Raw genomic sequence first — 26,685 nt, 5'->3', positions numbered from 1 at the left:
CGTATATTATGGCAATTTTTTTTTCGCATCATAACCAAGCTTGTATAAACAAGCCTCTTTAACCCACTTACTAAAATTCCCTTTGCCGGCAACCTTTTCAATCTGTTCCAAAAGCTCATCCTCGAACCGAATGTTCTTCATCGTGCTCTTAGTGCGGTCAAAATTTGGTTTCTTTTTCTCTTGCATGGTAGGTACCACTTCGGTTAATTTATCTGCATGTGGTACCTACCACATGGATTCGGAATTCTGACAACGCCCAGCAGTGTTGGAGCACTAAAGGGCGTCTAACCTCACCAACTATCAAGGAGTTGATTATGGCTGATTTGCATTTTACCCCAGATACCGACCAATCCGGAACCGAGCATTCATTAATTGTGGGATACCGCCCGAATGTTTACGACAAATCTACGCCGAAAATCATCCTTTCCGGCAAGTGGCTGCGCGCGGCGGGGTTTGATACCGGACAGCAGGTTACGGTAAAGGTCATGAAAGGGTGCATCGTTCTGGTGGCGTATAATGAGCAGGAGCAGAGGTTGCAGGATGATTATAAACGGACGAAGGCAAAGCTCACTGAGATAGAAGACGCGCTTGCAGCGATTCAAACGCAGCTTCCTGGAAAGCACCTCGCAAAATCAAATACAAACCACCTGGCGTAGCGGCTGTTTCTGGCATACTACCTGCCTGGTGCATTAGATGTGGAGGCGACATGGCAGATAAAGACGTAATCCAATCCCCGGCAGGCGAATTCGTTATGTTCGCCAGCGGTGACGGAAGAGTGCGTGTCGAATGTCGCTTCGAATCAGACACAATCTGGTTATCCCAGGCAGCAATGGCCGATCTGTACGGTAAAGATGTTCGAACTATCAACGAGCATCTGATAAATATATTTTCTGATGGCGAAATTGATCAACATTCAACTATCCGGAAATTCCGGATAGTTCGTCAGGAAGGAAAACGTCAGGTTTCCAGAGAGATAGAGCACTACAACCTTGAAGCAATACTTGCTGTCGGCTACCGGGTGCGCTCGTCTCGAGGCATCCAGTTCCGCCAGTGGGCCACACAAACGCTCCAGGAATATCTGGTTAAAGGCTTCGTTATGGACGACGAGCGCCTTAAAAACCCGCCTGTGGGTTCATCCGCCGTGCCTGACTATTTCGATGAAATGCTGGAACGCATTCGCGACATACGAGCCAGCGAGCGCCGGGTCTATCTCCGTGTGAGGGAAATTTTCGCATTGGCCGCGGATTATCAGCCGTCACTCAAAGAAACCACGCAATTCTTTCAGACCATCCAGAATAAACTGCATTTTGCCTGCACGGGACTCACCGCTGCTGAGTTGATTCACAAACGTGCGGACGCCACTCAACCGCATATGGGGCTGACCAGCTATAAAGGCGAAGAGGTCCGTAAAAGCGATGTCACCACCGCAAAAAATTATCTGTCTCAGGATGAGGTGAGCGAACTCAATCGCGTCGTTAATATGTGGCTCGATTTTGCTGAAGATCAGGCCAAACGACGCAAGCAGGTATTTTTAAGGGACTGGCAAACCAAGCTCGATCAGTTCCTGCAATTTAATGACCGGGACGTTTTAGAAGGCGCAGGAAAAATCAGCAAGAAAGCGGCTGATGAAAAGGCGTGCTCAGAATACATTGAGTTTGAAAAAAAGCAGCGCCTGCTGAAAGAAGCCGAAGGTGAGAAAGATATCGTCGGCTTATTAAAATGGGATAAACAGGCTAAGCGCTAATCCCGGTATCTCTGCTCAACTTCATATGCAGCAGCGGAAACGGATTTCCCTGTCCGTCCCGTTCCGAACGCCCGACCTGCTCAAACCCCATATGTCTATAAAACGCGACGCCCTGCGGATTCTGCTCGTTCACATCCACTTCATTTACGCTAAATTCTGCGATGGCATATTGCAGCAGCATTTTCCCGACGCCCTTCCCCCGGCTTGCATCATCCACAAACAGCATTTCAATACGATTTTCATCTACGCCTAAAAAGCCGTGAATAACACCATCTTCATCACGTGCAACCACAACCGTGAGATTAGACAAATAGGCATTAAGCAATAGCGGACGCAGCGCCGCGATATCGCTTTCCAGCAAAAAGTGATGCGTGGCGCGAACGGACGACTCCCAGACGGCGACGAGGCGTTCAAATTGTGCGGGGTGTGCAGCTTCTATTTTCATGTTCAAATTCCGGTTGAGTAGAGTTTCGGAGCGGCAACGCAATAAAAATCAGCTCTGCGACGTGCGCCATACGCCAGGCGTACAGCCATACTCCATCTGGAAATGACGAATAAAATGCGCGCAGTCGCTGAACCCCATCCGCTGCGCAATATCCGTCACGCTTTGCTGTGAGTTCTTCAGCAGCCAGCAAGCATAGCGCAGCCTGGCGCTGCGGATAAACTCGCGGGCCGTTTTGCCAAACTCGGCGGTGAACAGCCGGTTAAGCTGGCGTTCACTCAGTGCCACTTCTCGCGCAAGCCCGGCGGTTGTGAGCGGCCGGGTCAGGAACTGTTCTATCAGCATGACGGCGCGACGCAGCCGGCAGTCGGGGATCAGCGCCAGGTTCGCCGGGCGGGGGGTGGCAATTTCATGCGGGACGAGCGACAAACGCTGGCAGGTGGTGCTGGCGATATCATCCCCGGCATGGGCGCGGATAAGCTCAGTTGCCAGCGTCAGGGTGGAAATGCCGCCCGGGCAGGTCAGCACATCGCCATCATCAATAAAGTCATACCCTTGCTCAGCGTAGACCAGCGGGAATGCCTGTCGAAACGCGTCCAGGTGGAAAGGATGTATAGAGGCTCTTCGTTCATTCAGCAATCCTTCCTGCGCGAGGACAAAACTGCCGGTGCCAATGCCAATAAGCGGAACGCCGACATGGTGGGCATACGCCAGATATGCTTTATCTCCCCGATACCCTAAATCCAGATACTGCAATTCGCCGCCGATAACCGCAAGGTAGTTAAAACTTTCCGGCGGGGCATGAGGGGAATCCGGTCTCATGATTATTCCCGCATTGCTGATAATCGGGATATCAGGAAACTCACTTATCAGGCTGATTTTAAATGCTAATTTATCCTGCGCTTTCGCTGCATAACGCAGCGCTTCCAGCAATCCAGATACCGCCAGAAGTGAATAACGGGGCCATAATAACAACCCGATATGCAGACACTTTGCCGGTACTGATTTCCCCCCATCGGGAGAGTCAAATACAGTTTTCATTTACTTGCCAAATTTAAAATTAATTACATTATCGCAACATGAGATGTCGCACTTTATATTTCTAAGGTAATCCTGATATTTTAAATCAAGCATAAATGAGACGGGAGGAAAATATACTGTTTTTCTCGTTTATATCATTCTTTTTTTGTTCCCCGGCACACATATGTCGGTAATGTTCCTAACGTAAAGATATAGTTACCATTATGTTGTTCATTGATACGCATATAAATACTTTTTCCTGGATACACAAAAAATTGCGGTTCGTATTTTTCCAGCCAGCGGTCTTCGACATTATCGTCCGGGAACGTCATGTTTTTTTCTGAGGTCAGCAAATACAGGTGATCCTTTCGCTCCACCCGGAAGGAAATTTTTCTGTCGATGGTTTTACCCGGATCGTTCTGCGCGCGGGCATTCATGCTCAGGGTGCCGAATTTCCCGTCAAAGTTATAATTCAGCCAGACCGTGAGCGTCTCATCCGGATGGTGCTGTACCAGATTAGCCTGGCATGAGAAAGGCTGAACATAGGAACGGTGCCACAGGTAATAGCCCATCAGCACGCCTGCCGTGACGAGGCACGTCGCAATGAGGCACAGCATCTGCCGAAAACGAGTCATGCTAGCTATCCTTCAGGAAATAATCAGATATACAGCGGTTCGGTTCTTTCATCGGCCGATCGCAGCGAATAACCGACGCACGGGGCAGCAGAGCGTACCAGCTGATGTAAACCCAGGGGTATTGCGCGCATTCAGCCTTGAATTGCTCTACATAGGTCAGCGCGGAGGCACGTTCAGCGTGGGTCTGAATGTCCTTCGCAAGATAAACGCGACAGGCGCCGATGGATGCCGCGAAGCGGTAGTCCTCAACAAAACGATTTTCCCTGGCATTCAGATACGCCGTCACGCCTGCCACCGCCAGCACGAGCAATAACCCTATGATCACAGCCATCCAGCGCGTGTGCTTTTTAGCAACAGGGGCTGCTGGCGCGGGAGTTATTGACGCCTCCTCGAACGCCGGTGCCTCCACGCACTGTTCATCAACGGGTTGAGCCGCGGCAGGCGAAGGCTCTCTGACGGTTATTTGCGTATCGCTTGCCAGCGTCAACCCAATGCGGGGAATGGTAACGATAGGATCAGTTTCAAAACCAATCTTTTTGAGCCCTTTACGCAGGATTGAGATGTTCTGGTAATAGGTATTGGAGGAGACAAGCATGCCACGGCTTTGCCAGACAATATCCAGGAACTCTTGCTGAGTGACAATCGACCCTGCTCTGTCGATTAATAGCAACAGGCATCGGCCTGCTGGCGAATTTAACACAACCACGCGGTCAGGATTGTTGATATCACGTAACGTGCTGGCCGCCGGATGAAATTCGACGATATTATTTATTATGTAATGCTTATGCATAGGGGCAGTATGAATTCTCCGGTTAACATATGTTGAACCTGAGTCACCGCATTTATGTGATGACAGTCGCGTCGGGATCAATGTGACTGATTAACGGCACGCTGTATATCTCAGCAATTGGCGAAAAATCCTATTTTATATTGCTTCTCTTAAGCTTCACTGAACCTGCATAAGTGCTCAACCCTCGCAGAATGCGGCTTGCAGGGCCGCCGCATCAGCATCCTCTCCCGTTATGATGTTTTATGAAGTGAATTTTCGCTCACGAGAATTATCTGACTACCAGCAGCATCTCAATATTCAGCATCTCGCCTTTTGGTGCACCGCTCGCCTCTTGACATTGACGAATCCCTACATAAAAAAAGATTGTACGCCACGGACATCCGTGTCCGAAATATTCAGCGCCCTGAAGGCTTAACTTTTCTTAACCTCAGTGATATCAATAACTTTTAACCGTTTCGCATACTATCCAACCACCTTTTCATCAGTTTTTATCGATGATAACACTCGTAAATTGTTATCCCCCGTCAGCAACTTCACACCCGCACTGACACCAGAAGACAAACTCCTTACAAAACATTTATCAAAGCTAAATTTTCATGAAAAATTGCGGTTATCATAATTTACAGAAAGCGAAGCGGAATAAGACCAATCAGAGGGAAACGTCGTAACCGGTCTCGATCTTAGTAATTAATACAATTTTAGATTAATTCAGATTACCTCTTTATTGGCCGACGTATAGTAGGCCTACACTATGCAATACGTCATTGCTTCGAGAATACTGGCGATAACGCTGTATATAATTCGCCTGATTACTATTATAAATCGAGGGGATAACATGACGCACACTACCCAAATAACACAGCATATTACAGTTGCACTGATGGGCGGCGATCATTATGCAAGAAATGGTATTAAAACGTTATTAAGCAGCATTCGCGATGACCTTCAGATCAATATCGTAGAAGGAGGTTATCACGAACTGGATAAGGTACTGTCGTCGATTCGTATCGATATCTTATTTATATCAGGCGCAGAGAAATATCATACAGGGTATGACTCCCTGAAATATTTAAAAAAAATCAAGGCCGCACATCCCGAGGTGATTATCTGCCTGTACTCCACCTCTGCCCATTGTCTGTTATGGGTCCGGGAAAATATTGATGCCTATATCTCGCTACAGAACACGGTTTATCAGTGGCGGATGAAGCTAGCAAAAATGGTTGATAGCCATTATCGGCCCCAAAAGCAGCCAGCGGCGTTATCGCTGACGCCAGGAGAAAGGAGGGTATTAAAGGAACTCAGGAACGGACTGGATATACGTTACATCGCAGAACTGGAGAAACTTTCTTATCGCCGCGTGAGCGCCTTAAAAAGCTCAGCAATAAGAAAACTCGGGCTCAGGAATAAGACAGATTTGCTGGTCTTTTTAACCAGTTAGACCTGCCGCTTTCAGAGCAAATCTCGTAATAAAAAAAACCAAGGAACTATGAAATGAAAGCACGCCTTACTTGCCATTCTCTGCTGGCATTAAGCATTGCCGCCCTGCTGCCAGCGGGCTCAGCACTGGCCGCTACCACCAGCGGCGGCACGGTCAACTTCAGCGGTAAAGTGGTGACCTCCGCCTGCGCCATCAGCGCCGGCAGCGCCAATATTGACGTCGACATGGGTGAAGTGCGTACCGCAACGCTTGCCGCCGCAGGCAGTGAAGCCAGTACCGCAAAAACCTTCGCCATTACGCTGGAGGATTGCGAAATCGCCGATACCTCCGCTTCCACGGAACAGAACCCCATTGCCGCAACGACCGTGGCTATCACCTTCACCGGTACGCCGGACAGCACCGATGTGAATAGCCTGGCCGCGGGCGTAAACGGCGGTGCCGGCTCGGCGCAGCATGTCGCTATCCGTCTTTATGACGAACAGGGCAACGTCGTTAGGCTGGGTGAACCGGCAGCAGCCATCCCTCTGCGTAAAGGGGAAAACACCCTCAACTTCAGCGCGAAATATTACTCACCGCAGGGCAATGCCACGGCGGGTGATGCCAGCGCGGTCGCTACCTACACCGTGACCTATTCGTGATCTTCAGGCCCGGCCTGTTGGTCGGGTCTGACTCAGCTTCAGGAGATGCACAATGCGCGTAAACACATGGATTTGTCTGGCTGGCACGTTATGTTCATCCGCCGTGTATGCAGGCGGCGTGGGGTTGGGCGCAACGCGGCTGGTCTACGCAGGCGCGACGACGCAGACGATGATGCAGGTAAGAAATACCCATCCTGATGCCACTTTCCTGATCCAGTCCTGGATGGAAGACGAGAAAGGGAGCCGTACGCACGACTTCGTCATCACGCCGCCGCTGTACGTGATGAAGCCCGCCAGCGAAAGCGCGGTGAAAATCATGTTCAGCGGCAAAACCCTGCCAGACGATCGCGAAACGCTGTACTGGATGACGGTCAAAGCCATCCCACAGCAGGTTAAAAACGGTTCCGGCAATTCACTGCAATTTGCCTCAGCCAACCGCATCAAGGTCTTTTATCGCCCTGAGTCGCTCCGGGAAGGCGCTGGAGAGGCATGGAAAAACCTTGCTGGCGCATACCGCGCGGGGAAAGTCACGCTGACCAACCCAACGCCGTATTACCTCACCACCATTAACCTGAAAATTGATGGCAGGCCGGTGTCGCCCGTCATGGTGCCGCCGAAAGCCAGCGTGACTCTGGCAGACACCTTCAGCCAGGCGAGCAGCCTGAGCTACCAGACCATTAACGATTATGGGGCCTGGACGCCCGTCACCCGCACGTCGTTGTCCCAATAATAAAAACGGTAAGGCGTGACCACATGAAAATAAAAATCCTGTGCGCCACGGCGATCGCCCTGGTGATTCGGCAAGCCGTGGCTGCCGAAAGCGAGCTGCACTTTAATCCTGCGTTTCTTAACGGCGAACAGGCAAACAGCGCCGACCTCGCCTGGGTCAACGCCGGGAGCGCGTTGCCGCCGGGCGAGTACAACCTTAACGTGTACATCAACACCCAGTTCGCGTTCACAGGTAACGTCACGTTTCGCGCCGCTGAAAATGCCTCCGGTGAAGCCCTGCCGTGCCTGACGCCTGCGCAATTCGCCGCACTTGGCATCGATAGCCATCAGGCGAAAGGGGGTGAGCTGTCGCCTGCGCAGCGCTGCATTTTTTTAACCCAGTCGTTCGCCGATACCCGGTTTGATTTTGACCAGAGGACGCTTACCCTCAACTTCACCGTACCCCAAAGCGCGATGCGCACTCTGCCGCGCGGGTACGTCAACCCGGCGAGCTGGGAATCCGGCATTACTGCCGCGTGGCTGAACTATGTGGTCAATGGGGCGAATAATGCGTATCGGGGCGAGACGCGCACGCGGGAACAACAGCTGTTCGTGAGCCTCAACAGCGGCGCCAACCTGGGCGCATGGCGGCTGCGTGACTTCACCACGTGGACCAAAGGGAGTCACGAGCTTACCCACGTGCAGACCTGGCTACAGCGGGATATTCGCGCCCTGCGTGCTCAGGCTTATGCCGGTGAAACGTTCACGTCATCTCAGGTGTTTGACGCCGTTGGCCTGCGTGGCATCGCCCTGAAGACCGATGACAACATGTTGCCCGCCAGCCTGAGCGGTTACGCGCCTGAAGTGCGTGGCATCGCGCGCAGCAACGCCACGGTGACGGTTCGCCAGAACGGTAACATCATCTATCAAACCTCCGTTCCGCCGGGCGCGTTTGTGCTGAAAGATCTCTATCCGACCTCTTCAGGCGGCGATCTTGCTGTCACCCTTCAGGAGAGCGACGGCAGCCAGACGCAATACACCCTGCCCTTTGCCAGCGTGCCGAATCTGGTGCGTAACGGCCAGATGAAGTATGCGCTGGGGGCGGGGAAATACCGTCCGACGGGCAATCAGCAGTCGCCCTCCTTCGCGCAGGGTGAGCTGTTCCTCGGCTGGCGATATGGCCTCACGTTTTATGGCGGGGCGCAGTTTTCCGATCGCTACAACGGCCTGGCCTTCGGCATCGGGCAGAATCTCGGCCGCTTTGGCGCGTACTCCCTCGACCTTACCCATGCCCGGAGCCAGCTGGCCGATAATCAGCGCTACACCGGTGACTCGGTGCGCCTGCGGTACAGCAAGCTGCTGAACAATACCGGTACGCGGGTTAATTTCTTCTCGCTGCGTTATTCAACGGAAGGGTTTTATACCCTCAGCGATACCGCTTACAAAGGCATGACGGGCGGAGCGCCAGAACAGACCGTGGAAGACGATGGCACCGTCACCACCCGCTACGACACGGTTTACAACCTGCATATGTCGCGTAAGGCAAAAAATCAGCTGCTGCTGTCACAGCCGATGGGCGAATACGGGGCGCTGTCGCTGTCATGGGATCAACAAACCTACTGGAATACGTCAAAAACCACGCAGAGCTTGCAGTTCGCGTGGAACGCAACGTTTCGTAACCTGTCGCTTGGCATCAGCGCCCAGCGTAGCGCAAGCCTGTACGACAACAAGAAAGACAACATCCTGGCGTTATCCTTGTCGGTACCGCTGGGTAACCCGGCGCTGTCGACCCGCCTTCGTTTTACCACCACCCATGCGGATCCCGCCGGCACCACCGCCAGTACGGGCATAAGCGGCTATCTGCCGGGACAGGAAGATCTTTTCTATAGCGTCAACCAGCGCTACAGCGCGCAGCAGCACTACGGCGGCGATGCCGCGCTGCAATACGAGGGCGCGTGGGGAGACTACAACCTGGGCTACAGCTATTCCGGCGACGCCCGCAACCTCAGCTACGGGATGAGCGGCGCTGCGGTGCTGCATGAGGATGGCCTGACGCTGAGCCAGCCGCTCGGCAACACCAATATCCTGGTGAAAGCCCCGGGCGCCAGCAACGTCGCTGTGCTCAACCAAAAGGGCATCAAAACCGACAGCCGGGGCTATGCGGTGATCCCGTACGCCACGCCGTATCGCGTCAATCAGGTTGCGCTGGATGTCACCACCGTGGGCAATGACGTGGAGCTTGAGAACGCCATCGCCAATAAAATACCCACCGACGGGGCGCTGGTTCGCGCCACCCTCACCACGCGTCAGGGGGCAAAAGCGATGTTTATCGTGCGTCACGCCAGGGACGTGCTCCCCTTCGGCACGCTGGTCTCGTCAGAGGATGACAACGCCAGCGGTATCGTCGGCGATGGCGGCAGCGTGTATCTGACCGGCCTGTCCGCGAAGGGAACGTTACGTGCCGTGTGGGGGCGCAACAGCACCCAGCGTTGCACGATCCACTATGCGTTGAACCCGCAGAATTATCACGCCCGCACCGGGCTTTATTCCCAGGAGGTTCTATGTCAGTAACCCTTCGGTTCCTCCCGTTGATCCTGCTGCTATTCATCACCGTCCCCGTGCGCGGCTATGACGTGCTGGTTTCCGTGACCGGCAGTGTGATCGGCAATACCTGCATTGTCGCGGAAGATTCAAAGGAGCAAGACGTGCCGCTCGGAACCGTCGGCATGAAACAGTTTAGCGAGGCGGGTGCGGTCAGCCCTGTTAAAACGCCCTTCACGCTCACCCTGGAAGCGTGCGGCCCCACCTTTGCTGGCGTGAAAATCCGCTTCAGCGGCACGCCGGATGACGAAAATCCGCAGCTTCTGAAAGTTGCTGACGGCGGCGCGACCGGCGTGGCGGTGCAGATTCTGGATAAAGACGGCGAGCTCATCCCGCTGGACACGCAGACCACCGCCTACGGCGCGGCGGGGGATGACAGCGTAAAAATGACCTTCTATGCGCGACTGGCCGCCACGGGTGCGCCGGTCAATGCCGGAGACGTTTCGGCAGTGGCGACCTGGACGACGGAGTACCAATAATGCGTTTACTGTTTTTAGCCCTGTTATTCATGACGTTTCAGGCGTTTGCCCTCTCCTGGACATCGGATATCACACTTTCACCCACGCCCATGACCTGGTCAGGCCCGGCAGATTCCATCGTGCCCGGAAAGACGATCGGCTCTGAATGGAGTGCAAGCGCGAGCGTATCGGAAGTGTTCTGGTGCGGCCTGGTATTTACCTGCTCCAAAGGAACGCTGGAGCCGAGCAGCAGCGTAACGGCCACCGGCATCACGGTGATTCTCGATGGCGCCAGTTACATGGTATTTGAAACGGGCGTGCCCGGCATCGGCTTCATTCTTGGGCTTAAAGATTATAACGGGACGACCTATGTCCCGATGCAGACGGGCATTACGCAGAGCTATCCGGCCGAGGGGACAAGCGGGTATGCCACCGCACTGGGCTGGTCGGCAAAAGTGACGTTTATCAAGACCGGCGTTCCGCTGAAATCCGGCGTATACCAGACCCCAACCATTAACGCGGCGATCCTGACGGCCTATAACAACGAAGTGAAAACCGCACAGGTGATCATCAACCCGACCACCATCACGGTGACGGCAAGCGGCTGCACGGTGGGAACGAAAAGCACCAACGTCAAACTGGGCACCATTGACGTTCACACGCTGCCCACCGTAGGCAGCACCTCGCCGTCGGGCGAGTTTAATGTCAGCCTGACCTGCGATGAGAACGTGGCGGTTAACGCCGTGATGACCGATCAGACCACGCCGTCAAATACCTCGTCGATCGTGACGCTGACCGGCGACTCCACGGCATCCGGCATTGGCGTGCAGTTCTTCTATAACGGCACCGGGCCGCTGATGATGGGGCCGGACAGCTCGGCCGCAGGCACGACGGGACAGTTTTTCATCCAGACCACCAGCGCAGCACAAACGCTGTCGCTGCCGTTCCAGGCGCAGTACATCCGAACCGGAGAGCTGGTCCCCGGCTCGGCTAACGCCCTGGCGAGCATTACATTTTCGTATCAGTAGGTCAGTGCTTAACCCACACCAGCTGATCGACCCGGAAGCCCAGACCGCGTGCGGTGTTCAGGTAGTCCTGTTTTACCGCATCCGGGATGGTCGGCGTACGCGATAAAATCCACAGGTAGTCGCGGTTCGGACCGCTGACCAGCGCGTACTGGTACTTATCGTCCAGCTTGATCACGTTATAGCCGCCGTAGAACGGGCCGAAGAACGACACCTTCAGCGCGGCCGTGGTGGGTTCGCCGGTAAAGTACGCCTTCCCTTCGCTCTCATTCCACTTGTTCTTCACCGGATCGTAGCCGCGGTTAAGCACGCTGATCCCGCCGTCGCTGCGCGTGCCGTAGGTCGCGGTAACCTGTTCCAGACCGCGCTCGAAGCGGTTTTCCAGTCGGGCGACTTCATACCATTTGCCGAGATAGCGGCTGGCATCAAAGCCGGTTATGGGCTGCACGCCTTTCGGCGGCGTGGGAGATTTACAGGCAACCAGCGTCAGCGCAATGGCGACACCGGTGACAACAGGCCATAGCCTCATGAGAGCTCCTTTCATTTACGCGGTTGGATGTTAAGTGTAGTGCACCAATGCGGCGCTTCATCCCGTCGGGAAATATTCGTAGTATATTGAGATTATTCCTCCTCTTCGGATGCAGACATGGCTTACTCCATTGGCGAATTCGCCAGACTCAGCGGCATTACCGCCACCACGCTCCGGGCGTGGCAGCGACGCTATGGCTTGCTCAAGCCCGAGCGTACAGACGGCGGCCACCGCCTGTACAGCGATGAGGACGTTCAGCAGGCGCTGAAAATCCTCGACTGGGTAAAAAAAGGCGTTCCCATCGGCCAGGTAAAATCCCTGCTGGAACGCCCTGCTCCGCGCCGCGCCAATAACTGGCAAACCCTGCAACAGGCCATGCTGCAAAAATTGCAGGAGGGAAAAATCGAATCCCTGCGTCAGATGGTTTACGACGCCGGGCGCGAATACCCGCGGCCAGAGCTGGTGGCTAACGTGCTGCGTCCGCTGCGCGGCCAGATGTCGGCCAACGTTGCCGCCGCCATGACCCTGCGTGAGATCCTCGACGGCATCCTCATCGCCTACACCTCGTTTTGCCTTGAAGGCGATAAAAAAGCGCCGGGCGATAACATTCTCATCAGCGGCTGGTATCTGAACGACCCGTGTGAGATCTGGCTTGAAGCCTTAACGCGCACCGGCCAGGGCCACCGCATCGACATACTGCCGGTTCCCCCTGCCGCGCTGGCCCCGGAAATTTTCCCGGACCGCAAATGGCTTTTGGTCACCAGCGGCAAGCTTAACGCCGCACGGAAAAAGCAGGTTGCGCAGTGGCAGCAGCAGGTTTCCCTTGAGGTCATTATCCTCTGATTATTTTCTGCTGTGGCAATCTTCACGAAAAGTTGAATATTTTTTCGCGCAGCGAGTGCTAACGTTTTCCTGTCAACGACAACTTAACAGGAAAACACGATGAAAAAGACACTCCCTCTGATGATGCTGGCTTCAATGGCTTTCGCTCCTGCCGCGTTCAGTGCGCCGGCAGGCACCCTGAGCGTGCACGTTCTGGACCAGCAAACCGGTATGCCGCCTGCGGATGTAACCGTCACGCTGGAGAAACAGGAGCAGAACAAGTGGACCCAGATTGCCAGCGGTAAAACCGACCACGACGGGCGCATCAAATCGCTCTATCCGCAGGACGAGGATATGGCGCCTGGCGTGTATAAAGTGACCTTCAAAACCGCAGATTATTTCCACGGTAAAAAGCTGGAATCCTTCTTCCCGGAAGTGCCGGTGCTGTTCACCGTCACCCGCACCAACGAAAAACTGCACATCCCGCTGCTGCTCAGCCAGTACGGTTACTCGACCTACAAGGGCAGCTGATTGCCCTTGATTTTAAAGCAGATTAAAAAATAATCTCGCCAATACTTGGACAAACTCGCATTGTTGTGTAACTTTTAGATATGAGATCGGGAGGTGCACACCATGACAACGAAACCTGTGCTGGGTATTAGCGGATGTTTGACCGGTTCCGCCGTTCGCTTTGACGGCGGGCATAAGCGTATGGGCTTTGTGATGGATGAGCTGGCTCAGTGGGTCACTTTCCGTCCGGTATGCCCGGAAATGGCGATTGGCCTGCCAACGCCTCGTCCGGCGCTGCGTCTGGTGATGACCACCCGCGGCGAGACAGAAATGCGTTTTAGCAAAGCGCCGCATGATGACGTCACGCAGAAGATGGCCGCATTCACAGCGGATTATCTGCCGAAAATCGGCGATCTGTCGGGCTTTATCGTCTGTGCAAAATCCCCAAGCTGCGGCATGGAGCGCGTGCGGCTGTATGATGAAAACGGCAACCGGGGCCGCAAGGAGGGTGTCGGGCTGTTCACCGCCGCCCTCCTTGACACTTTCCCCTGGCTGCCCGTCGAAGAAGATGGTCGCCTGCACGATCCGGTGCTGCGGGAAAACTTTGTAGAGCGCGTTTTCGCCCTGCATGAACTGAACATATTGCGTAAAAATGGCGTGACGCGCCGCGCCCTGCTCGACTTCCACAGCCGCTATAAGCTTCAGCTTCTGGCGCACCATCAGGCGGGCTACCGTGAAATTGGCCCGTTCGTGGCATCACTGCATGAGTGGGACGATCTGGACGCGTTTTTCGTGGCGTATCGCGACAAGCTGATGACGATCCTGAAAAACCCCGCTTCGCGGAAGAACCACACCAACGTGCTGATGCACATTCAGGGCTATTTCCGTAACCAGCTGAACAGCCGCCAGCGCGGAGAACTGCGTGATGTGATCCTGCATTACCGTGACGGCCTGCTGCCGATCCTCGCGCCGCTGACGCTGCTGAAGCATTACCTGGCTGAATACCCTGACCGGTATCTGATGACGCAAAACTACTTTGATCCCTATCCTGATGATTTGGGTCTGCGTCTGGCCGTTACCTGATGAGAAAGAAGCGAAGGCCCCATTGACCCACAGAGGCCCAAAGCTGTACCCCGTTTAGACGACACCCTCACTGTCGTCTTTTTTTTTGCGCTCAGCGCAAAATACTGTAATTCTGTACAGGTTAAGATTGCACAGCGGAGTACCCCGATGATCAAAAACCTGCATATTCAGAACTACCGCTCGATTCGCGATATGTCGCTTGAGCTGGAGCAGCTCAACATCGTGTTCGGCCCCAACGGCACGGGAAAATCCAATATTTATAAAGCGATTTACCTGATGCACAGCGCGGCGCAGGGGCAATTCTCTCAGGCGCTGGCGAACGAGGGCGGCATTTTGAAGGTATTCTGGGCGGGAAAAACCCGAAGCGATCAGCTGCGACGCATGAACCTGGCGGTGGAAACGGAAACGTATGAATATGAGCTCCAGGTCGGGTTCGTGGAAAAGCTGCCCTATCCGTCACAGTTTCAGCTCGACCCGGTGATCAAAGAGGAGTCCATCTGGCTGAGCGGACAGCACCGTCGTCCGTCGTCACAGCTGATGAAGCGTAAGAATCAGGCGGTCTTCCTGAACAACGTGCATCACGAAAAAGTGACCCACAGCGGTACGCTGTATGAGAACGAGTCGGTGTTCGGGCAGCTCGGCGAGCCGCACCTCTACCCCGAAGTGTCGCAGATGCGCGAGTCCCTGCGTAACTGGCGCTTTTATCATGAATTTTCCGTTTCGTCCGGCTCGGCTATACGTGCGCCGCAGGTGGGCTTCCGCTCGCCGGTGCTGGCCAGCGACGGCGCGAACCTTGCCGCCGCGTTTCAGACCATTGTCGAAATCGGCGACGAGCTGCTGCTGATGCGCATTCTCGACCAGGCCTTCCCCGGCTGCGTGTTTTACAGCGACAATACCGGCGGACGCTTTCGCATGATGATGCAGCGAGAAGGCCTGAGCCGACCGCTGGAACCGGCTGAATTTTCCGACGGCACGCTGCGTTTTCTGTGCCTGGCGGTGGCATTGCTCAGCCCGCGTCCACCAGCCTTTATCGCCCTTAACGAACCGGAAAACAGCCTGCACCCGCAGATGCTGCCCGCCCTGGCGAGCCTGATTGCCGAGGCCAGCCGCTACTCGCAGATCTGGCTCACCAGCCACTCGCCGGAGCTGGCGCAGTTGATTGAGAAGCACCGTTCGTTTTCGCTGTATCAGCTGTCGATGGTGGAGGGTGAGACGAGGATGGAGCGGCTGGGGTAAGTCTATGTTTCTTGCACTCGTTTTATCCAGTCACCACTCTCAAGGTCGCCATCAACGACGATGATTTCCGTCGGTATATACCTTCGGCGAATTCTGTGCTCGCGATAGATTATCCAATTTATTGTTGCCAGTTTCTTCTGGCAGGATAATCTGTAAACGTTGGTTATCAGATGAGAAAATTAAAATGGATATTGCACTTTTCCCTGGTCAGAACACCCGTGCATGGGCTGAAACAATGATAAATCTTGAAGCCCGGAAGCTTATCAATACTGCGAATATTGTCGGAGGGCAACATCTTAGCGACGGACTCGCACGGATTAAATTTATGGATGATATACGGCAGTTTGTGATGCAACAATTTAGCGCTACCCGGGCGGCCAGAAGTGAAGAGGAGTGCATGGAATGCCTGAAAAACATCCGGGCTGAGAACGAAAGTCTTCTTGATCAAAGCAGAATGCTTCGCTCCCGTACAGCTCAGATTTTTGCTCAGATTGAACTGGTTAAAGAAAATAACAAAGTCGTCGGTTACGTTATCTCGTCGATTAAGGTTGTGCTTTCAGGGTTACAGATTGTGGCAGGTGTTGGTGCAATGATGACAATGAATCCAGTGGGTGCGCTTGCAGGAGCGATTCTGGTTATGGATGGTGCAAATGCCATTTCAAAAGAAATTAACAGAACGCTTCAGCATCAACCAAACTCCGAAGGTATGCTGGCAGATGGCGTCATGGATATTGCTCAGTTTATGGGATTTAAACGCGAATCCGCACTGGGAGTATTCAATAGCGTAAGCCTGGCAGCAAGCGTCTATACGGTATTTGGCGCCATCCGAAAACCCGAATCATGGCGTCTGTTTCGCTATCTCCCCCTGGATTTTTACCGCAAGGTCGACGGAATGAATCGCGCAGCACTCACTATGAAAATTGTCGGCTGGGGTGTCTCTGCAAAAGTCTCTTTTGATTTAATTTCTAATGCGTCTGGTCAGAACTAAGGTAATTCCTTCTGTAGCGCCAGGCTTTGTAAGTGATGATCGGAGGTTGAAAAAACCAGACAATAATCAATACGATGAAAAGAGAAATGCCCCCGGAAACAATATTGTAATGTTCAGCGAAACAAAGAAGCGCCAGGAAAATCAGAGCCACAGCCGCAGTAATAAACAGAACCATGATAAATCGCTTACCTAACTCAAGCACGACCTCGAGCAAGGATGAACCATAACGGCTAATGTTTCGGTTCAGATACGCTAACTCTTTTACGGTGAAACCTGATTCAAGTAACTGCGTTTCAATATTGTTCATGCCACTACCTTTTCTTCTGGAAAGTAACGTGGAATATCTTAACCGGAAGAGATGCGTCTTGTAACCCGTCAGGTACGGACGCATTAAACAGCAAAAACAGGGTCACGCTAAAAAGACACTGCTGGCATTGCGAATTTGCGTCATGTTCATGGGCTATCCTCCGGTTGGTATGAGAAGGAGAATAGCCACAGACCACCGTTAAGAATGTGGGCTAAAGGGCGATGATCGATGAAATCGGGTCAATCGATAAACCGTTTGCGCACCCTTTCCAGCGGCGCAATCAGCAGATTGATAAGCGGCTTACGATCGATAACGATATCGGCGTTCACCGTCATCCCGCCCATCAGCATGCGCTTTTTCTTGTCCGGGTCGGTAAACCAGGAGGGGACGCGCACCTTGGCAAGGTAGTAGTTCTGCCCTTCCTGTAGCGGGATCAGCGCCGAATGGGCATCAATATTGACCTCATAGAAATCGGACAGCGTTGCCTCCACCGAACCGTATTTGTCCACGGGCCAGGAGTCGAACCGCAGCTTAACCTTATCGCCTTTCGCCACGCGTCCCACCCCCGTTGCTGGCACATACAGATACCCCTCCATCGTCGCCGCGGTATTTTTACGGATCACCACCACCACCTCGCTGTTTTGCGTAATGGCCCGGCCAGGCGGGAAGTTAATCGCCACCACATAGCCATCCGAAGGGGCGAGCATAGCCATGGTGGAACTTCCCCGGCTGGACAGGTTGCGATCGATTTCGCTGATGCGGTTTTTCACGTACAGCTGCTCTTCGCTCAGCGAGTCAATTTGCGACTGGGTGCTGTCGGTCAGGCTGGTTTTGCGTGCCTCAAGCTCAAGAATAGTGCTCTCCTCCAGCGTCAGGTTGAGCTGGGCGTTGAGCACATCGTTATGGCTTTTATCGAGATCCACTTTGGAGACATAGCCCTTCCCGGAGACGGATTTCCACGCCTCGTAGGTGTCGGTGCTGTTTTTAAGCAGCGCGCGCAGCTTCTTCACCTTATCGCGGGAAACGGCTATCTGCTTGTCGGTGAGAGCCAGCTGCTGCGCCAGGTTTTTGCGGTACGACGCAATAGAATCCTCAATGGCCTGAATGCGCTGCTCGCTGCGCTTTTTCTCCGCTTCCATCTGCTGGCGGTCAAACTGCACCACCGACCCCTGCTTGCCGCCATAGTCCTGCGACACGGTGAACAGCGGATCGTTTTCCTTCACGTACTGGCCGGGCCGGACGGCAAAATCAACAAGGGTTCCGGACTCTCTGGCGCGCACTTCCACATCGCCCTGCGCCGGGATCAGCACCCCGCGTGCCAGCGTGGTTTCCGAAAAGTTGAAAGCAATCGCAAAGACCAGCAGGCAGAGAAAAAAGGCGATGAACAGCGTCAGCACGGTTTTCAGCCGCGGCGCGTTGATTTGATAGCTTTTTGAAAAGTGGTGCGGGATTAGCGCCCGACGCTGTCGGCTTCGGTTTTTTAATTTCACGATATGTCATCCATGATAAATCACTGAAAGATCGTCCCATCCACTCCAGAGCGTGGGGGTTTTGCGCAGCGCGTTCAGCGTGTCGGCGGCGGCCAGACGGTAATCCTCTGGCGCATACGCCTGGCTCTCCAGCCCAAACTCTACCGCGTGCAGCGAACAGACCGGCAGCAGCGTTCGGACGCTGTAGCCATAGCGCGATAAAAACCGCGTGGAGACGTCCGTTAACCACGCCTTGCGATCGCCTGCCTGAATTGGGAACAGCGGCGCATCCGGCAGGCGTTCGTCCATCAGCAGCACCGTCACCAGGCGCTGAGGGGCAAAAAACGAGCCGGCGCGCCGTCCGTCGTGCGCGGCCATCAGCTTGTGCAGCGCAGGGTGACGGGTAATAAACTGAAAGCGCACGTCGTCTGGCGCGGTGGCGAGCAGCGCATCCATAATCAGGCCAAAGCCCGCCCAGCGCATGCCCAGAAGCAGGGTGCGAGGCGAACTGTAAAACCCCTGCTCCTGCGTCCACTGCGCCACGTACGCATGCAGATCGAAGCGAACGTTGCGCGCCCACAGCGCGGGCGGGAAAATCTGCTCCACGAAGTTAAACCCGCTCAGCTCATGGGCGTTCTGATGCAGAAAATCAGCCGGCACCTCGGTCTCCGGGCAGGGCATAAACTGGCTGTAGTTTTGCGCAATCCGGTTTGCCATTAAGGTGCGTCCGGCCTGGCGTGCGCAGAGTCGGGCATAGAGACGCGGCAAAAACATCATGGCGCACTCTCCCGCAGGGTTCCGTTTTCCATGGTATAGAGACGACCATGGCAGCCCACCACGTCCGGCGAGTGGGTGACAAACACCAGCCCAATCCCCAGGCTACGCAGGTTCGCCAGCACCTTCTGGGCGGTGGTCTTATCCAGGTTCGCCGTCACTTCGTCGCAGAGCAGTAGCTTAGGCTGGCTGTACAGGGCGCGCGCCAGGACCAGACGCTGCATCTCCCCGGCCGAGAAAAAGGTGTTCCCCGGCAGCATCTCCGTTTCGTAACCGTGCGGCAGACGGGCGACGACGTGGTCCACTTCCGCCAGCCGGCACGCGGCGATGACCTGCTCTTTATCCGGCGCGCTGTCAAAGCAGGCGATGTTGTCCAGTATCGAGCCGGTGAAGAGAATATCGTCCGCATGAACGATGCGGATGTGCTGGCGCAGCGAGGAGAGATCGCACTCCTCAATGGGGATCTTATTGATCCGCAGCGTGCCTGACGATGCCAGCAGCATGCCGGAGATCAGACGCAGCAGCGTGGTTTTTCCGGACCCGCTCTGGCCAACGATCACCGCCTCTTCGCCCTGCTTCAGGGTCATGTTGATATGCTGTAGCGTGGCCTCCCGGCCTGGATAAGCAAATGAGACATCCTCAAATTGCAGACAGACCGGCGAGGTGACAATCCGCTTCCCAAACTGGCTGGTTTCAGAGGGGGCATACAGCAGATCGCCCACGCGATCCAGCGGTCCCTTGAGGGCATTTTTGTCGAGCAGCTTCTGCGCCACCTGCACCATGGCATCGGAAAAATAGCGCTTGTAGCTGATGTAGGCGTACAGCATCCCGATGCTCATCTGCCCTTCCAGGATCAGCCACGCGCCAAAGCAGACCACCAGCAGCTGCTCGGCATTGATCACCAGCAGCGAAGCCACGTCAAAACGGGCCAGCAGCCGCTCTTTACGCATCAGCCCGGCGATGTGTTCGCGCTGGGATTTGTCCATCACCGCGTCCCGGGCCTGCTCCATATTGTTCGCCTTGAGCGTAATGATCCCTTTCTGCGTCTCTACCAGCAGAGATTCATACTGGGCGGTACGCTCGATGGAGTCATCCACGGCGCGTTGATAGGGGCCGATCAGCGAAAAGCGGATCAGGAAGAACACGCCCATCAGCAGCATCGTCAGCACCGCAATTTTGACGTTATATAGCAGCATAAACAGCAGGCTGGTCACGGCGATCAGGCTGGAAAAAAGAATTTGTACGTAGCCATTGCTGATGAACTCCGCGCAGGCGTGGAGCGATTTTTCAATAGCCAGCACGATGCCCGGCGGGCGCGAGCGGAACCAGCTGGTCTGGGTGCGCAGCATGTAGTGCCGCACGGACTGGCTTAGATCGTCATAGGCAATGTTGCGCATCAGGATCTCAAGCAGCTGCTTGAGGAATTTACCGACGACTTCAAAGATAAAGACGATAGCGAAGATCGCGGTGAGCAGGATCACCAGATCGCTGTCGCTGCGGGAAATGGCCTCATCCATTATCAGCTGCACGTAGGTGGGGCTCGCCAGCATGGTGATAAGGGTAAAAATACAGAGCACAAACAGCAGCAGCTGGCGCTGGAACAGGCTCGGAGATTTATTGGCTAACCGGCCAAGCGTGAGCTTTTCATCCGGGGATTTCTTTTCGAAACTCGGCGTGGGCTTAAGCTCAAGCACATAGCCGGAAAAGAGTTTTTCCGCCTCTTTCAGGCGGTAACGACGCACGCCGCTGGCGGGATCGTGGACGGTCACGCTGCGGCTGTCGATCTTCACGATGACCACGAAATGGTTACCGCGCCAGAAGGCGATGAGCGGCAGCTCAGACGTTTCTATTTCAGTGATTTCGCCTTTAAGCACCCGGCCAGACATATTTTTATCGCTGGCAAGGGTCAACAATTCCGCCATTGAGGTTCCCGAATCGGCGGAAACGGAAATCTCCCGGCGCAGCTGGCTGACGGAAACATGGTGTTCGTAGTGCCCCAACACCATCGCCAGGCAGGCCAGGCCACATTCGGTAAATTCATGCTGGCGAATAACAGGGGTCTTACCCTGTTTTTTATACTGAAAGAGCGAAAACATAGTGATCCGTGGCTGAAATAAAAAAATGGCCCGGCAATGCGGGCCATGAGTGCTAAGGTCAACAACTTACGCGCTGAAGAAGCCGCCGATCAGACCGCCAACCAGGCCAAACGCACCGCCGATGGCACCGCCAATAACGCCTAACATCTGGCTGCCCGCGTTATAGCCCGCGCTTGCACCCTGGATAGCAGAGGCAATAGGATCCCAACCACCAACGATGGCCTGTGCTTTTTTGATGTCGATAACTTGCATGGTTTATTCCTTTGAAAAAATAAATTAGTTAAAGCTGCCGAAAATCGCGCCCACGAAGCCCATAGCACCACCCAGCACACCACCAACGATGCCACCGATGGAACCTAATCCAACGCTTGCACCCGTGTTCCAGCCCAGCTGTGCGCCTTTAATCAGGCCATCGATTGGGTTCAATGCACCACCGATAATTTCTTTCGCTTCTACGAATGAAATCGCTTTCATTTTTAGTCTCCTGTAGTAGTAAATCTTCAGCTTGTGCCGAAGGTTAATTTCCTTTTATGAAGGAAAGCGCTTGTTACGAACAGCTAGAAAGTGGAATGATCTTATTCCCATAAATAATCATTCGTCTTGCAGGCTGTGCGTAATCATCTATTTCCAGCCGTTGTCCCGGCGGAAGAAATTTTGAGTCATTATATTGGGTACTGCACCCTTGTGAGGATACGTATTTGAAATACGTATTCCCGGTATTACTCACCACCCCGTTATTAAACGTATAACTAAATTGCCGGTTCCAGGGGCGGACTATTAATATAGCTTCAAGCGAAACCACCACATCCGACTGAATGCGTTGGCCTTTGCTCACTACAGCCCTTGCCTGAAGCGGCGTCTCGGTGAATTTGACGCGATAGTAGCGTTCTTTATTATCGTGCGGGCCGGTATAAAAAAACTTAAACCCTGCCCGCTCACCGCTCTCCAGCGTTAATTGTTTAGGCGAATACATGACTTCGCCATCTTTTATTTCAGTCTCTTTCCCACGCTCTTTTGGTACATCGACCTGAATGAGTGAAACTGTATAATTCTGACGTTCGCTTGTATCATTTTTTATGGGCTGAAAAACGACTTCTTTTTCTGGCAAAAAATCTATATTCAGACTTTCGATAATTAAAGCATTTGCTCCTGTAGAAATGAAGCAATTTATTGCAAAAATAGCCAGGAATTTTCCAGTCATAACATGTTTAATTCCAGGAAGCGCTGACATCAATTCGCCCCTGAGCAGTAACTTCACCAAACCAGCTATTACCATCATAGGTGGTTTTCGAGACCGGGTTATTCATCACAAACTGCAATACCAGCGGCGTTTTCCAAAGCCACATGTCCGTCACTCCAGAGCTTATCTTATCCCACTCTTCCGCATGGGTGGCAGGCGCCGGGATGGAGAGCACCTCGCCTTTACAGTTATGGGCCTTCAGCGTCTGACTCTTACCCAGCAATACGTTGCCGGGAATGGGCACGGTGAAGCCGTTTCCGCTAAAGGCACAATAGTCTGTGCCGTTCAGACTCTGGGTAGGCCCGGTAACTTTCACCGTCACTGCCACTGCGGCATCCTTTTGCGCGCCGCTGTAGGTAATGGTGTAGGGAATTTCAATTGGCGCTTCGCCAATTACCCCTTTTCCGGAGCCGCCAAGGCCGTTCGAATCCACGGTGTAGTCTGGGTTATCCGGCACGATAGCAAGGCCCGGCTGGATAGGATTAATTACCAGGCCGCTGCCAGGCTGGAAACAGAAGTCCGCCGCCAGCGTGCTGTTAGCAGGCGACAGGCACATACTGACGATATTGCCGATGTTACTACCATCCCCCGCCTGCGCTACGCTCAGAATTAACCCTTTAGGAATGAAGATCTTAAGATATGCTTTACCGCCATTTTTTTGCGGCGCGCTGATAAAGGTATTCGCCAGCACGCGGGTGTCGCTCAAAATGCCGCCGGAGATGCTGTACCAGGTTTTCTCATCGAAGGTAATTTCCGCGGCAAGGCCCGTTCCGCCATTCATGTGCGACTGAAGCACGCTGTTAATGCGCGATGCGGTAAGCGCCAGACCAGGGCTGTAACCGGTAACGTCTTCTCCGATGAAGGTATACTCCAGCAGGTTGCACAGTACGCCCGATACCGTATTACGAGTATATTTGGTACAGGTATCCCCGGTTGAACCATCCACAATCGTGACCTCGCCGGTGATCGGATCAATCCCCAGATCCAGCGCTCTGGAGTTGGTCATGGTCAGCGTGCCCACTTTATGCAGCGTATTGGTCTTGCTGGACGTGGAATTTTGCGGCTTAGAGGTAATGGTCACCTCGTTGCCGGGAGCCGCATTGAGCAAATAGTCAAAGAACGGATCGCCCAGAACCCAGCGGCCATAGGCGGTAGCGGGTTCCATGATCGGTGGCTTCACCACCATCGACGTATCGGTATAGCTGGTCGTCGGGGTGTAGCCCACCGTACCGCAGCTAGATGAACACGAGGTACCCTTGAAGAATGGCGAGGCGCTGGAGCCCGTTACGCTAAAATTGATGGTTAGCGCGCTGCCCGGAGGTCCGCTAAAGCCGTTGTCCGGAATATAGGTGGCAATCCCGTTATTCACCTTGTTACTCAGGCTTGGCCATTCCCGCGACCCATGTAAAAACGAGGCCGAGCTGGCGTTGAGGCTAAACAACGCCGCACTGTTACCCGTCCCGTTACTGTCCGGGTTATTGATGGCGAAATAAGGCAGCTGATCCGCCTGCGCTGCGGCGCTTATCAATAACAAATTAAGAGCGAATATCTTTTTCATCGTCACGTTCCTGCGTTCCTTTTGCTTCCTGCCAGACGTAATCGCCTTTTCCGCAGGAGATGTCCCCGAGCCACAGCGCACCGCGGTTAGACTCAATGTCCAGACGCACTTCGCAGACGCTGTCGTCCGGCGTGGCGATGCTCAGGACAGGGTTGTTCTTATCAACGTCGATCACGAAGCGTCCGTCGTTTTCCGTCCGGGTCAGCCCGACGTGGTTTTTGATCTGCGTGGCGCCAATCGGATTGCCGTTTGCATCCACAAGACGGCCAAACAGGGTGACGATTTTCTTCACCTGCGGCTTCATCACCACGGTGTTGCCCGGATAAACGGTGATATGGCGACGCGCGTTCGCGCCAATCTCATAGCTTTCCGTACCGGTTTCACTGTTCATCACCTCCAGGTCATAAGCCTGATATGCCGGCAGCGACAGCCAGGTTTTATCCCCTTTGATGCGTTCCGCCCGGCCGTTAAGCTTCAGGGTCAGTGCTTCATCAGGTTTGAGACCGGTGCTGACAATCACCCCTGCGCTTTCGGTGCCTTTCCCGGCGGCGATGGCCTCTTTGGACCAGCCCACGCTCCCGTCGCTGGTCAGCGTGGAGTTCCAGCCTTTGCTCATGCCGCTCTGAACGCTAAGAATGTTGCTGTTCCACGGCGTATCGAAGTTCACGCTGCCGCCGCCGCTTACGCTGCGATCCTGGCGGCTGTTGAAGGCTTTCGACACGTTGGCGGTGGCCGATTTCAGGTAATCGCCCTCAAACTGGCGGCTGGCGCTGACGTTCAATGCTGTGCCGGTATCGCGGTTGTGGGAAACGCCAACCGACACGGTATTGCCGAGCGGTATGGCGAAATCGAGCATCACGTAACGATCTTTCTCTTCGTAATACCCGTCGTATTTGTTGCGCGACATCCCCACGCGCAGGCGCGCCGTGCCGTAGCGGCCAGCGTACAATCCCTGCGAGTAGTCCAGCTGATAGCGTTTATAGCGATAAAGGTCGTCCTCCTGGCGCATCAGGCTCAGGTTGCCCGCCGAGGGCAGGCCGAACGACGGCAGGCTAAACGAGGCGCCCCAGGTGTTGCCCTTGCTCTCATAGATGTCCAGGAACTTGCCGCTGGAGAGCTGTTCATGGGAGTACCAGACCGAACCGATCTGCCACGGCAGGCTAAGATTCATGCCATAGTTGGCGCGGTACGTTCCGTCGGAGGCCGCCATGGTCTGGGTATTCACCGAGAAATAGCCCGTCAGGTTCAGGGAGGCCCACAGCTCGCTGACGATGTGTTCCCGCATCATGTAGGTGGAAGCATTCCAGTCGACCATCCCGCTGCGCTTGCTGAACGAGGCCCCCACCAGCGACATGGTGTCTTTATGTTTGGTGTCGTAATCGTAGTAGTACGTGTCGTCCTGCTCGTTTTTGCGCTTCGCGTATTTTTTATAATTGACGACGGACTTATCGCGGCTATACATCCCGCCCCACATCTGCCAGCGCAGCGTTTCCGACACGTTGCTGGAGAACGGCTTATTGACGGTGTACATGCTGCGCGACACGGTGCGGCTTCCGCTTACCACTTCGACTTCGATGCTGTAGATCCCGTAGGGCAGGCCGCTGGTGTCAATTTCATGGTTACCGACGTCAAAGCGCTGAATGCCGATAAGCTGCCCGTCACGACGAATACGGGCCTCGCCCGCCGTCGGGAAATAGACCACTACCGGCGTCAGGGAGAGCGTGTTATCGCGCTTGCGCGAGTTGGCCTGGTTGCCCATGGAAACGCCGTAAACTTCACCGCCGGAAATGCCGCTGACGCTCGCCAGAGACTGCATTGCCCAGCCGTTCAGCATGCCTGCGGCGTAGCGCATACCCTGATAGTCGCGCTCCCACATGACCGCGTTCATCTGGGTGTCGCTGCTGCTCTCATTGACGTAGCCAGAGCCGTCGATCAGCACATGATCAACGCCCATTGAGATCCAGTTCCTCGCGTTCAGATAACCCGACGACCAGCTGTCGCCGTAGCCGCTCTCGGTGTGATACGCCCCGAGGTTGTAGGAAAAGGTGCCGCTCAGGTCGTCAGACTCCGGCGCATCAATGTCCACCTCACGCGGGCGAATATTCACCCCGTAATCGCTTTGCGACAGATTCAACAACAGGCGCATTTTTTTCTGGTCCAGCTCGAACGCGGACCCCGCACTGACCGGAATGCGCATCTTATCGTCGAACTGCTTGTCGTTAATGCTCTTCAATAACGTTCGCATCTCTTTTGACAGACGAATGCCGTTATCAGACTCCTGGACCTGAACATCCCTCAGCCCCAGCTTCATATCCTTCGCAAAGAGCGTCACGTCACCCAGACGAACATATTCGCTCGCCGTGCCTTCGCGGTTCCCTTGTTGTGCTGAATGTGGCCGCGTATTGACCAGATAGACGGGAATTTTGATCCCCTGCTCCAGCAGTGCATAAAGCGAGTCGGGAAAACGGTAATTAGCGATAACCACGGAGCTTGAGGCTGCATGCGCAAGCGCGGGCAGCGTGCCGGATGCGCAAGCCATCATCACCGGCAACACTAATTTATTTTTCACCATGC

28 protein-coding genes are annotated in these 26,685 nt (G+C 54.3%); 13 read left to right on the top strand and 15 right to left on the bottom strand.

The window, feature by feature from the left end; translation table 11 throughout:
- Positions 1 to 6: 6 nt before the first annotated feature.
- A complete protein-coding gene (locus tag N5C09_RS11385; protein ID WP_193033089.1) occupies positions 7 to 186 on the bottom strand; it encodes a YlcI/YnfO family protein in 180 nt (59 codons plus the stop codon).
- A gap of 128 nt (positions 187 to 314) precedes the next feature.
- On the opposite strand from N5C09_RS11385, the gene N5C09_RS11380 reads away from it, so the two are divergent.
- Together N5C09_RS11380 and rhuM are read left to right on the top strand one after the other, a co-directional pair.
- On the top strand, positions 315 to 656 hold the full coding sequence (locus tag N5C09_RS11380) for a SymE family type I addiction module toxin (protein ID WP_193033088.1): 342 nt from the start codon (positions 315 to 317) through the stop codon (positions 654 to 656).
- Between the two features lie 50 nt (positions 657 to 706).
- Positions 707 to 1,744, top strand: a complete 1,038-nt coding sequence (gene rhuM / locus N5C09_RS11375; protein WP_193033087.1) for a RhuM family protein — start codon at positions 707 to 709, stop codon at positions 1,742 to 1,744.
- Here rhuM and N5C09_RS11370 read toward each other — a convergent pair.
- From N5C09_RS11370 to N5C09_RS11355, 4 genes are all read right to left on the bottom strand, one after another.
- Complete coding sequence (locus N5C09_RS11370) at positions 1,734 to 2,189, bottom strand: GNAT family N-acetyltransferase (protein ID WP_279749066.1); 456 nt, start codon at positions 2,187 to 2,189, stop codon at positions 1,734 to 1,736. The genes rhuM and N5C09_RS11370 overlap by 11 nt on opposite strands.
- Before the next feature lie 48 nt (positions 2,190 to 2,237).
- Entirely contained in the window at positions 2,238 to 3,008 is a 771-nt protein-coding gene (locus tag N5C09_RS11365; protein ID WP_226842352.1) for a helix-turn-helix domain-containing protein, read from the bottom strand.
- A gap of 353 nt (positions 3,009 to 3,361) precedes the next feature.
- Positions 3,362 to 3,841, bottom strand: coding sequence for a hypothetical protein (locus tag N5C09_RS11360; RefSeq protein WP_347881071.1), 480 nt, complete (start codon positions 3,839 to 3,841; stop codon positions 3,362 to 3,364).
- A 1-nt stretch (position 3,842) separates the two neighbouring features.
- Positions 3,843 to 4,631, bottom strand: a complete 789-nt coding sequence (locus N5C09_RS11355) for a winged helix-turn-helix domain-containing protein (RefSeq protein WP_279749064.1) — start codon at positions 4,629 to 4,631, stop codon at positions 3,843 to 3,845.
- 835 nt (positions 4,632 to 5,466) lie between these two features.
- Here N5C09_RS11355 and N5C09_RS11350 point away from each other — a divergent pair.
- From N5C09_RS11350 to N5C09_RS11325, 6 genes are read left to right on the top strand one after another with little or no spacing between them, the layout of a single operon-like run.
- Complete coding sequence (locus N5C09_RS11350) at positions 5,467 to 6,069, top strand: LuxR C-terminal-related transcriptional regulator (protein ID WP_063868730.1); 603 nt, start codon at positions 5,467 to 5,469, stop codon at positions 6,067 to 6,069.
- 53 nt (positions 6,070 to 6,122) lie between these two features.
- A complete protein-coding gene (locus N5C09_RS11345) occupies positions 6,123 to 6,707 on the top strand; it encodes a fimbrial protein (protein ID WP_112792086.1) in 585 nt (194 codons plus the stop codon).
- A 52-nt stretch (positions 6,708 to 6,759) separates the two neighbouring features.
- Entirely contained in the window at positions 6,760 to 7,437 is a 678-nt protein-coding gene (locus N5C09_RS11340; RefSeq protein WP_064910046.1) for a fimbria/pilus periplasmic chaperone, read from the top strand.
- 23 nt (positions 7,438 to 7,460) lie between these two features.
- Entirely contained in the window at positions 7,461 to 9,986 is a 2,526-nt protein-coding gene (locus N5C09_RS11335; protein WP_279749062.1) for a fimbrial biogenesis outer membrane usher protein, read from the top strand.
- Entirely contained in the window at positions 9,977 to 10,495 is a 519-nt protein-coding gene (locus N5C09_RS11330; RefSeq protein ID WP_107534382.1) for a fimbrial protein, read from the top strand. The genes N5C09_RS11335 and N5C09_RS11330 overlap by 10 nt, the downstream gene beginning before the upstream one ends.
- Entirely contained in the window at positions 10,495 to 11,502 is a 1,008-nt protein-coding gene (locus tag N5C09_RS11325; RefSeq protein WP_279749061.1) for a fimbrial protein, read from the top strand. Before N5C09_RS11330 ends, N5C09_RS11325 begins: the two co-directional genes overlap by 1 nt.
- Before the next feature lies 1 nt (position 11,503).
- Here N5C09_RS11325 and N5C09_RS11320 read toward each other — a convergent pair whose 3' ends face one another.
- Positions 11,504 to 12,028: a lipocalin family protein gene (locus N5C09_RS11320; RefSeq protein ID WP_063452111.1), complete on the bottom strand. Its 525-nt coding sequence runs from the start codon at positions 12,026 to 12,028 to the stop codon at positions 11,504 to 11,506.
- A gap of 117 nt (positions 12,029 to 12,145) precedes the next feature.
- Between N5C09_RS11320 and N5C09_RS11315 the strand changes: the two genes are divergently transcribed.
- The 5 genes from N5C09_RS11315 to N5C09_RS11295 all read left to right on the top strand — a co-directional run bounded on the left by N5C09_RS11315 (position 12,146) and on the right by N5C09_RS11295 (position 16,667).
- A complete protein-coding gene (locus N5C09_RS11315) occupies positions 12,146 to 12,871 on the top strand; it encodes a MerR family transcriptional regulator (protein WP_063868720.1) in 726 nt (241 codons plus the stop codon).
- Positions 12,872 to 12,970: 99 nt separating this feature from the next.
- Positions 12,971 to 13,381, top strand: coding sequence for a hydroxyisourate hydrolase (gene uraH, locus N5C09_RS11310; RefSeq protein ID WP_063868718.1), 411 nt, complete (start codon positions 12,971 to 12,973; stop codon positions 13,379 to 13,381).
- A 102-nt stretch (positions 13,382 to 13,483) separates the two neighbouring features.
- Positions 13,484 to 14,443, top strand: coding sequence for a DUF523 and DUF1722 domain-containing protein (locus tag N5C09_RS11305; protein WP_279749060.1), 960 nt, complete (start codon positions 13,484 to 13,486; stop codon positions 14,441 to 14,443).
- A 147-nt stretch (positions 14,444 to 14,590) separates the two neighbouring features.
- Positions 14,591 to 15,679, top strand: coding sequence for an AAA family ATPase (locus tag N5C09_RS11300; protein ID WP_046621824.1), 1,089 nt, complete (start codon positions 14,591 to 14,593; stop codon positions 15,677 to 15,679).
- A gap of 184 nt (positions 15,680 to 15,863) precedes the next feature.
- Positions 15,864 to 16,667 carry a DUF4225 domain-containing protein gene (locus tag N5C09_RS11295; protein ID WP_193033082.1) on the top strand — a complete coding sequence of 268 codons (804 nt, stop codon included), beginning with the start codon at positions 15,864 to 15,866 and terminating at the stop codon, positions 16,665 to 16,667.
- Here N5C09_RS11295 and N5C09_RS11290 read toward each other — a convergent pair.
- The 9 genes from N5C09_RS11290 to N5C09_RS11250 all read right to left on the bottom strand — a co-directional run bounded on the left by N5C09_RS11290 (position 16,645) and on the right by N5C09_RS11250 (position 26,683).
- Positions 16,645 to 16,974: a hypothetical protein gene (locus N5C09_RS11290; protein WP_063452107.1), complete on the bottom strand. Its 330-nt coding sequence runs from the start codon at positions 16,972 to 16,974 to the stop codon at positions 16,645 to 16,647. The genes N5C09_RS11295 and N5C09_RS11290 overlap by 23 nt on opposite strands.
- A 239-nt stretch (positions 16,975 to 17,213) precedes the next feature.
- A complete protein-coding gene (locus tag N5C09_RS11285; protein ID WP_023298992.1) occupies positions 17,214 to 18,464 on the bottom strand; it encodes an HlyD family efflux transporter periplasmic adaptor subunit in 1,251 nt (416 codons plus the stop codon).
- A 6-nt stretch (positions 18,465 to 18,470) separates the two neighbouring features.
- Positions 18,471 to 19,220, bottom strand: coding sequence for a hypothetical protein (locus tag N5C09_RS11280; protein ID WP_064910058.1), 750 nt, complete (start codon positions 19,218 to 19,220; stop codon positions 18,471 to 18,473).
- Positions 19,217 to 21,313, bottom strand: coding sequence for a peptidase domain-containing ABC transporter (locus tag N5C09_RS11275; protein WP_063868708.1), 2,097 nt, complete (start codon positions 21,311 to 21,313; stop codon positions 19,217 to 19,219). Before N5C09_RS11275 ends, N5C09_RS11280 begins: the two co-directional genes overlap by 4 nt.
- A gap of 66 nt (positions 21,314 to 21,379) precedes the next feature.
- Positions 21,380 to 21,565, bottom strand: a complete 186-nt coding sequence (locus tag N5C09_RS11270) for a hypothetical protein (protein WP_063452104.1) — start codon at positions 21,563 to 21,565, stop codon at positions 21,380 to 21,382.
- Between the two features lie 24 nt (positions 21,566 to 21,589).
- On the bottom strand, positions 21,590 to 21,787 hold the full coding sequence (locus tag N5C09_RS11265; RefSeq protein WP_063452103.1) for a hypothetical protein: 198 nt from the start codon (positions 21,785 to 21,787) through the stop codon (positions 21,590 to 21,592).
- Positions 21,788 to 21,860: 73 nt separating this feature from the next.
- A complete protein-coding gene (locus N5C09_RS11260) occupies positions 21,861 to 22,544 on the bottom strand; it encodes a hypothetical protein (protein ID WP_279749059.1) in 684 nt (227 codons plus the stop codon).
- Positions 22,522 to 24,111 (bottom strand): receptor, encoded by a 1,590-nt coding sequence (locus tag N5C09_RS11255; RefSeq protein ID WP_279749058.1) that lies wholly within the window; start codon positions 24,109 to 24,111, stop codon positions 22,522 to 22,524. The genes N5C09_RS11260 and N5C09_RS11255 overlap by 23 nt, the downstream gene beginning before the upstream one ends.
- Positions 24,089 to 26,683: a CS1-pili formation C-terminal domain-containing protein gene (locus N5C09_RS11250; RefSeq protein ID WP_279749057.1), complete on the bottom strand. Its 2,595-nt coding sequence runs from the start codon at positions 26,681 to 26,683 to the stop codon at positions 24,089 to 24,091. The genes N5C09_RS11255 and N5C09_RS11250 overlap by 23 nt, the downstream gene beginning before the upstream one ends.
- Positions 26,684 to 26,685: the final 2 nt, after the last annotated feature.

This window comes from Enterobacter sp. GD03975, assembly GCF_029838645.1.
GTDB lineage: Bacteria > Pseudomonadota > Gammaproteobacteria > Enterobacterales > Enterobacteriaceae > Enterobacter > Enterobacter quasihormaechei.
This window is presented reverse-complemented; position numbering and strand designations above follow the sequence as displayed.

Excerpts from the sequence above, each read along its gene's own strand:
- N5C09_RS11255 (WP_279749058.1), bottom strand. The coding sequence starts at position 24,111 with ATGAAAAAGATATTCGCTCTTAATTTGTTATTGATAAGCGCCGCAGCG.
- N5C09_RS11325 (WP_279749061.1), top strand. The coding sequence starts at position 10,495 with ATGCGTTTACTGTTTTTAGCCCTGTTATTCATGACGTTTCAGGCGTTT.
- N5C09_RS11265 (WP_063452103.1), bottom strand. The coding sequence starts at position 21,787 with ATGAAAGCGATTTCATTCGTAGAAGCGAAAGAAATTATCGGTGGTGCA.
- N5C09_RS11360 (WP_347881071.1), bottom strand. The coding sequence starts at position 3,841 with ATGACTCGTTTTCGGCAGATGCTGTGCCTCATTGCGACGTGCCTCGTC.
- N5C09_RS11380 (WP_193033088.1), top strand. The coding sequence starts at position 315 with ATGGCTGATTTGCATTTTACCCCAGATACCGACCAATCCGGAACCGAG.
- N5C09_RS11350 (WP_063868730.1), top strand. The coding sequence starts at position 5,467 with ATGACGCACACTACCCAAATAACACAGCATATTACAGTTGCACTGATG.
- N5C09_RS11300 (WP_046621824.1), top strand. The coding sequence starts at position 14,591 with ATGATCAAAAACCTGCATATTCAGAACTACCGCTCGATTCGCGATATG.
- N5C09_RS11385 (WP_193033089.1), bottom strand. The coding sequence starts at position 186 with ATGCAAGAGAAAAAGAAACCAAATTTTGACCGCACTAAGAGCACGATG.
- N5C09_RS11340 (WP_064910046.1), top strand. The coding sequence starts at position 6,760 with ATGCGCGTAAACACATGGATTTGTCTGGCTGGCACGTTATGTTCATCC.
- N5C09_RS11280 (WP_064910058.1), bottom strand. The coding sequence starts at position 19,220 with ATGATGTTTTTGCCGCGTCTCTATGCCCGACTCTGCGCACGCCAGGCC.
- N5C09_RS11330 (WP_107534382.1), top strand. The coding sequence starts at position 9,977 with ATGTCAGTAACCCTTCGGTTCCTCCCGTTGATCCTGCTGCTATTCATC.
- N5C09_RS11335 (WP_279749062.1), top strand. The coding sequence starts at position 7,461 with ATGAAAATAAAAATCCTGTGCGCCACGGCGATCGCCCTGGTGATTCGG.
- uraH (WP_063868718.1), top strand. The coding sequence starts at position 12,971 with ATGAAAAAGACACTCCCTCTGATGATGCTGGCTTCAATGGCTTTCGCT.
- N5C09_RS11345 (WP_112792086.1), top strand. The coding sequence starts at position 6,123 with ATGAAAGCACGCCTTACTTGCCATTCTCTGCTGGCATTAAGCATTGCC.
- N5C09_RS11305 (WP_279749060.1), top strand. The coding sequence starts at position 13,484 with ATGACAACGAAACCTGTGCTGGGTATTAGCGGATGTTTGACCGGTTCC.
- N5C09_RS11250 (WP_279749057.1), bottom strand. The coding sequence starts at position 26,683 with ATGGTGAAAAATAAATTAGTGTTGCCGGTGATGATGGCTTGCGCATCC.
- N5C09_RS11365 (WP_226842352.1), bottom strand. The coding sequence starts at position 3,008 with ATGAGACCGGATTCCCCTCATGCCCCGCCGGAAAGTTTTAACTACCTT.
- N5C09_RS11260 (WP_279749059.1), bottom strand. The coding sequence starts at position 22,544 with ATGTCAGCGCTTCCTGGAATTAAACATGTTATGACTGGAAAATTCCTG.
- N5C09_RS11355 (WP_279749064.1), bottom strand. The coding sequence starts at position 4,631 with ATGCATAAGCATTACATAATAAATAATATCGTCGAATTTCATCCGGCG.
- N5C09_RS11275 (WP_063868708.1), bottom strand. The coding sequence starts at position 21,313 with ATGTTTTCGCTCTTTCAGTATAAAAAACAGGGTAAGACCCCTGTTATT.
- N5C09_RS11315 (WP_063868720.1), top strand. The coding sequence starts at position 12,146 with ATGGCTTACTCCATTGGCGAATTCGCCAGACTCAGCGGCATTACCGCC.
- N5C09_RS11270 (WP_063452104.1), bottom strand. The coding sequence starts at position 21,565 with ATGCAAGTTATCGACATCAAAAAAGCACAGGCCATCGTTGGTGGTTGG.
- N5C09_RS11370 (WP_279749066.1), bottom strand. The coding sequence starts at position 2,189 with ATGAAAATAGAAGCTGCACACCCCGCACAATTTGAACGCCTCGTCGCC.
- N5C09_RS11290 (WP_063452107.1), bottom strand. The coding sequence starts at position 16,974 with ATGAACAATATTGAAACGCAGTTACTTGAATCAGGTTTCACCGTAAAA.
- N5C09_RS11295 (WP_193033082.1), top strand. The coding sequence starts at position 15,864 with ATGGATATTGCACTTTTCCCTGGTCAGAACACCCGTGCATGGGCTGAA.
- rhuM (WP_193033087.1), top strand. The coding sequence starts at position 707 with ATGGCAGATAAAGACGTAATCCAATCCCCGGCAGGCGAATTCGTTATG.
- N5C09_RS11320 (WP_063452111.1), bottom strand. The coding sequence starts at position 12,028 with ATGAGGCTATGGCCTGTTGTCACCGGTGTCGCCATTGCGCTGACGCTG.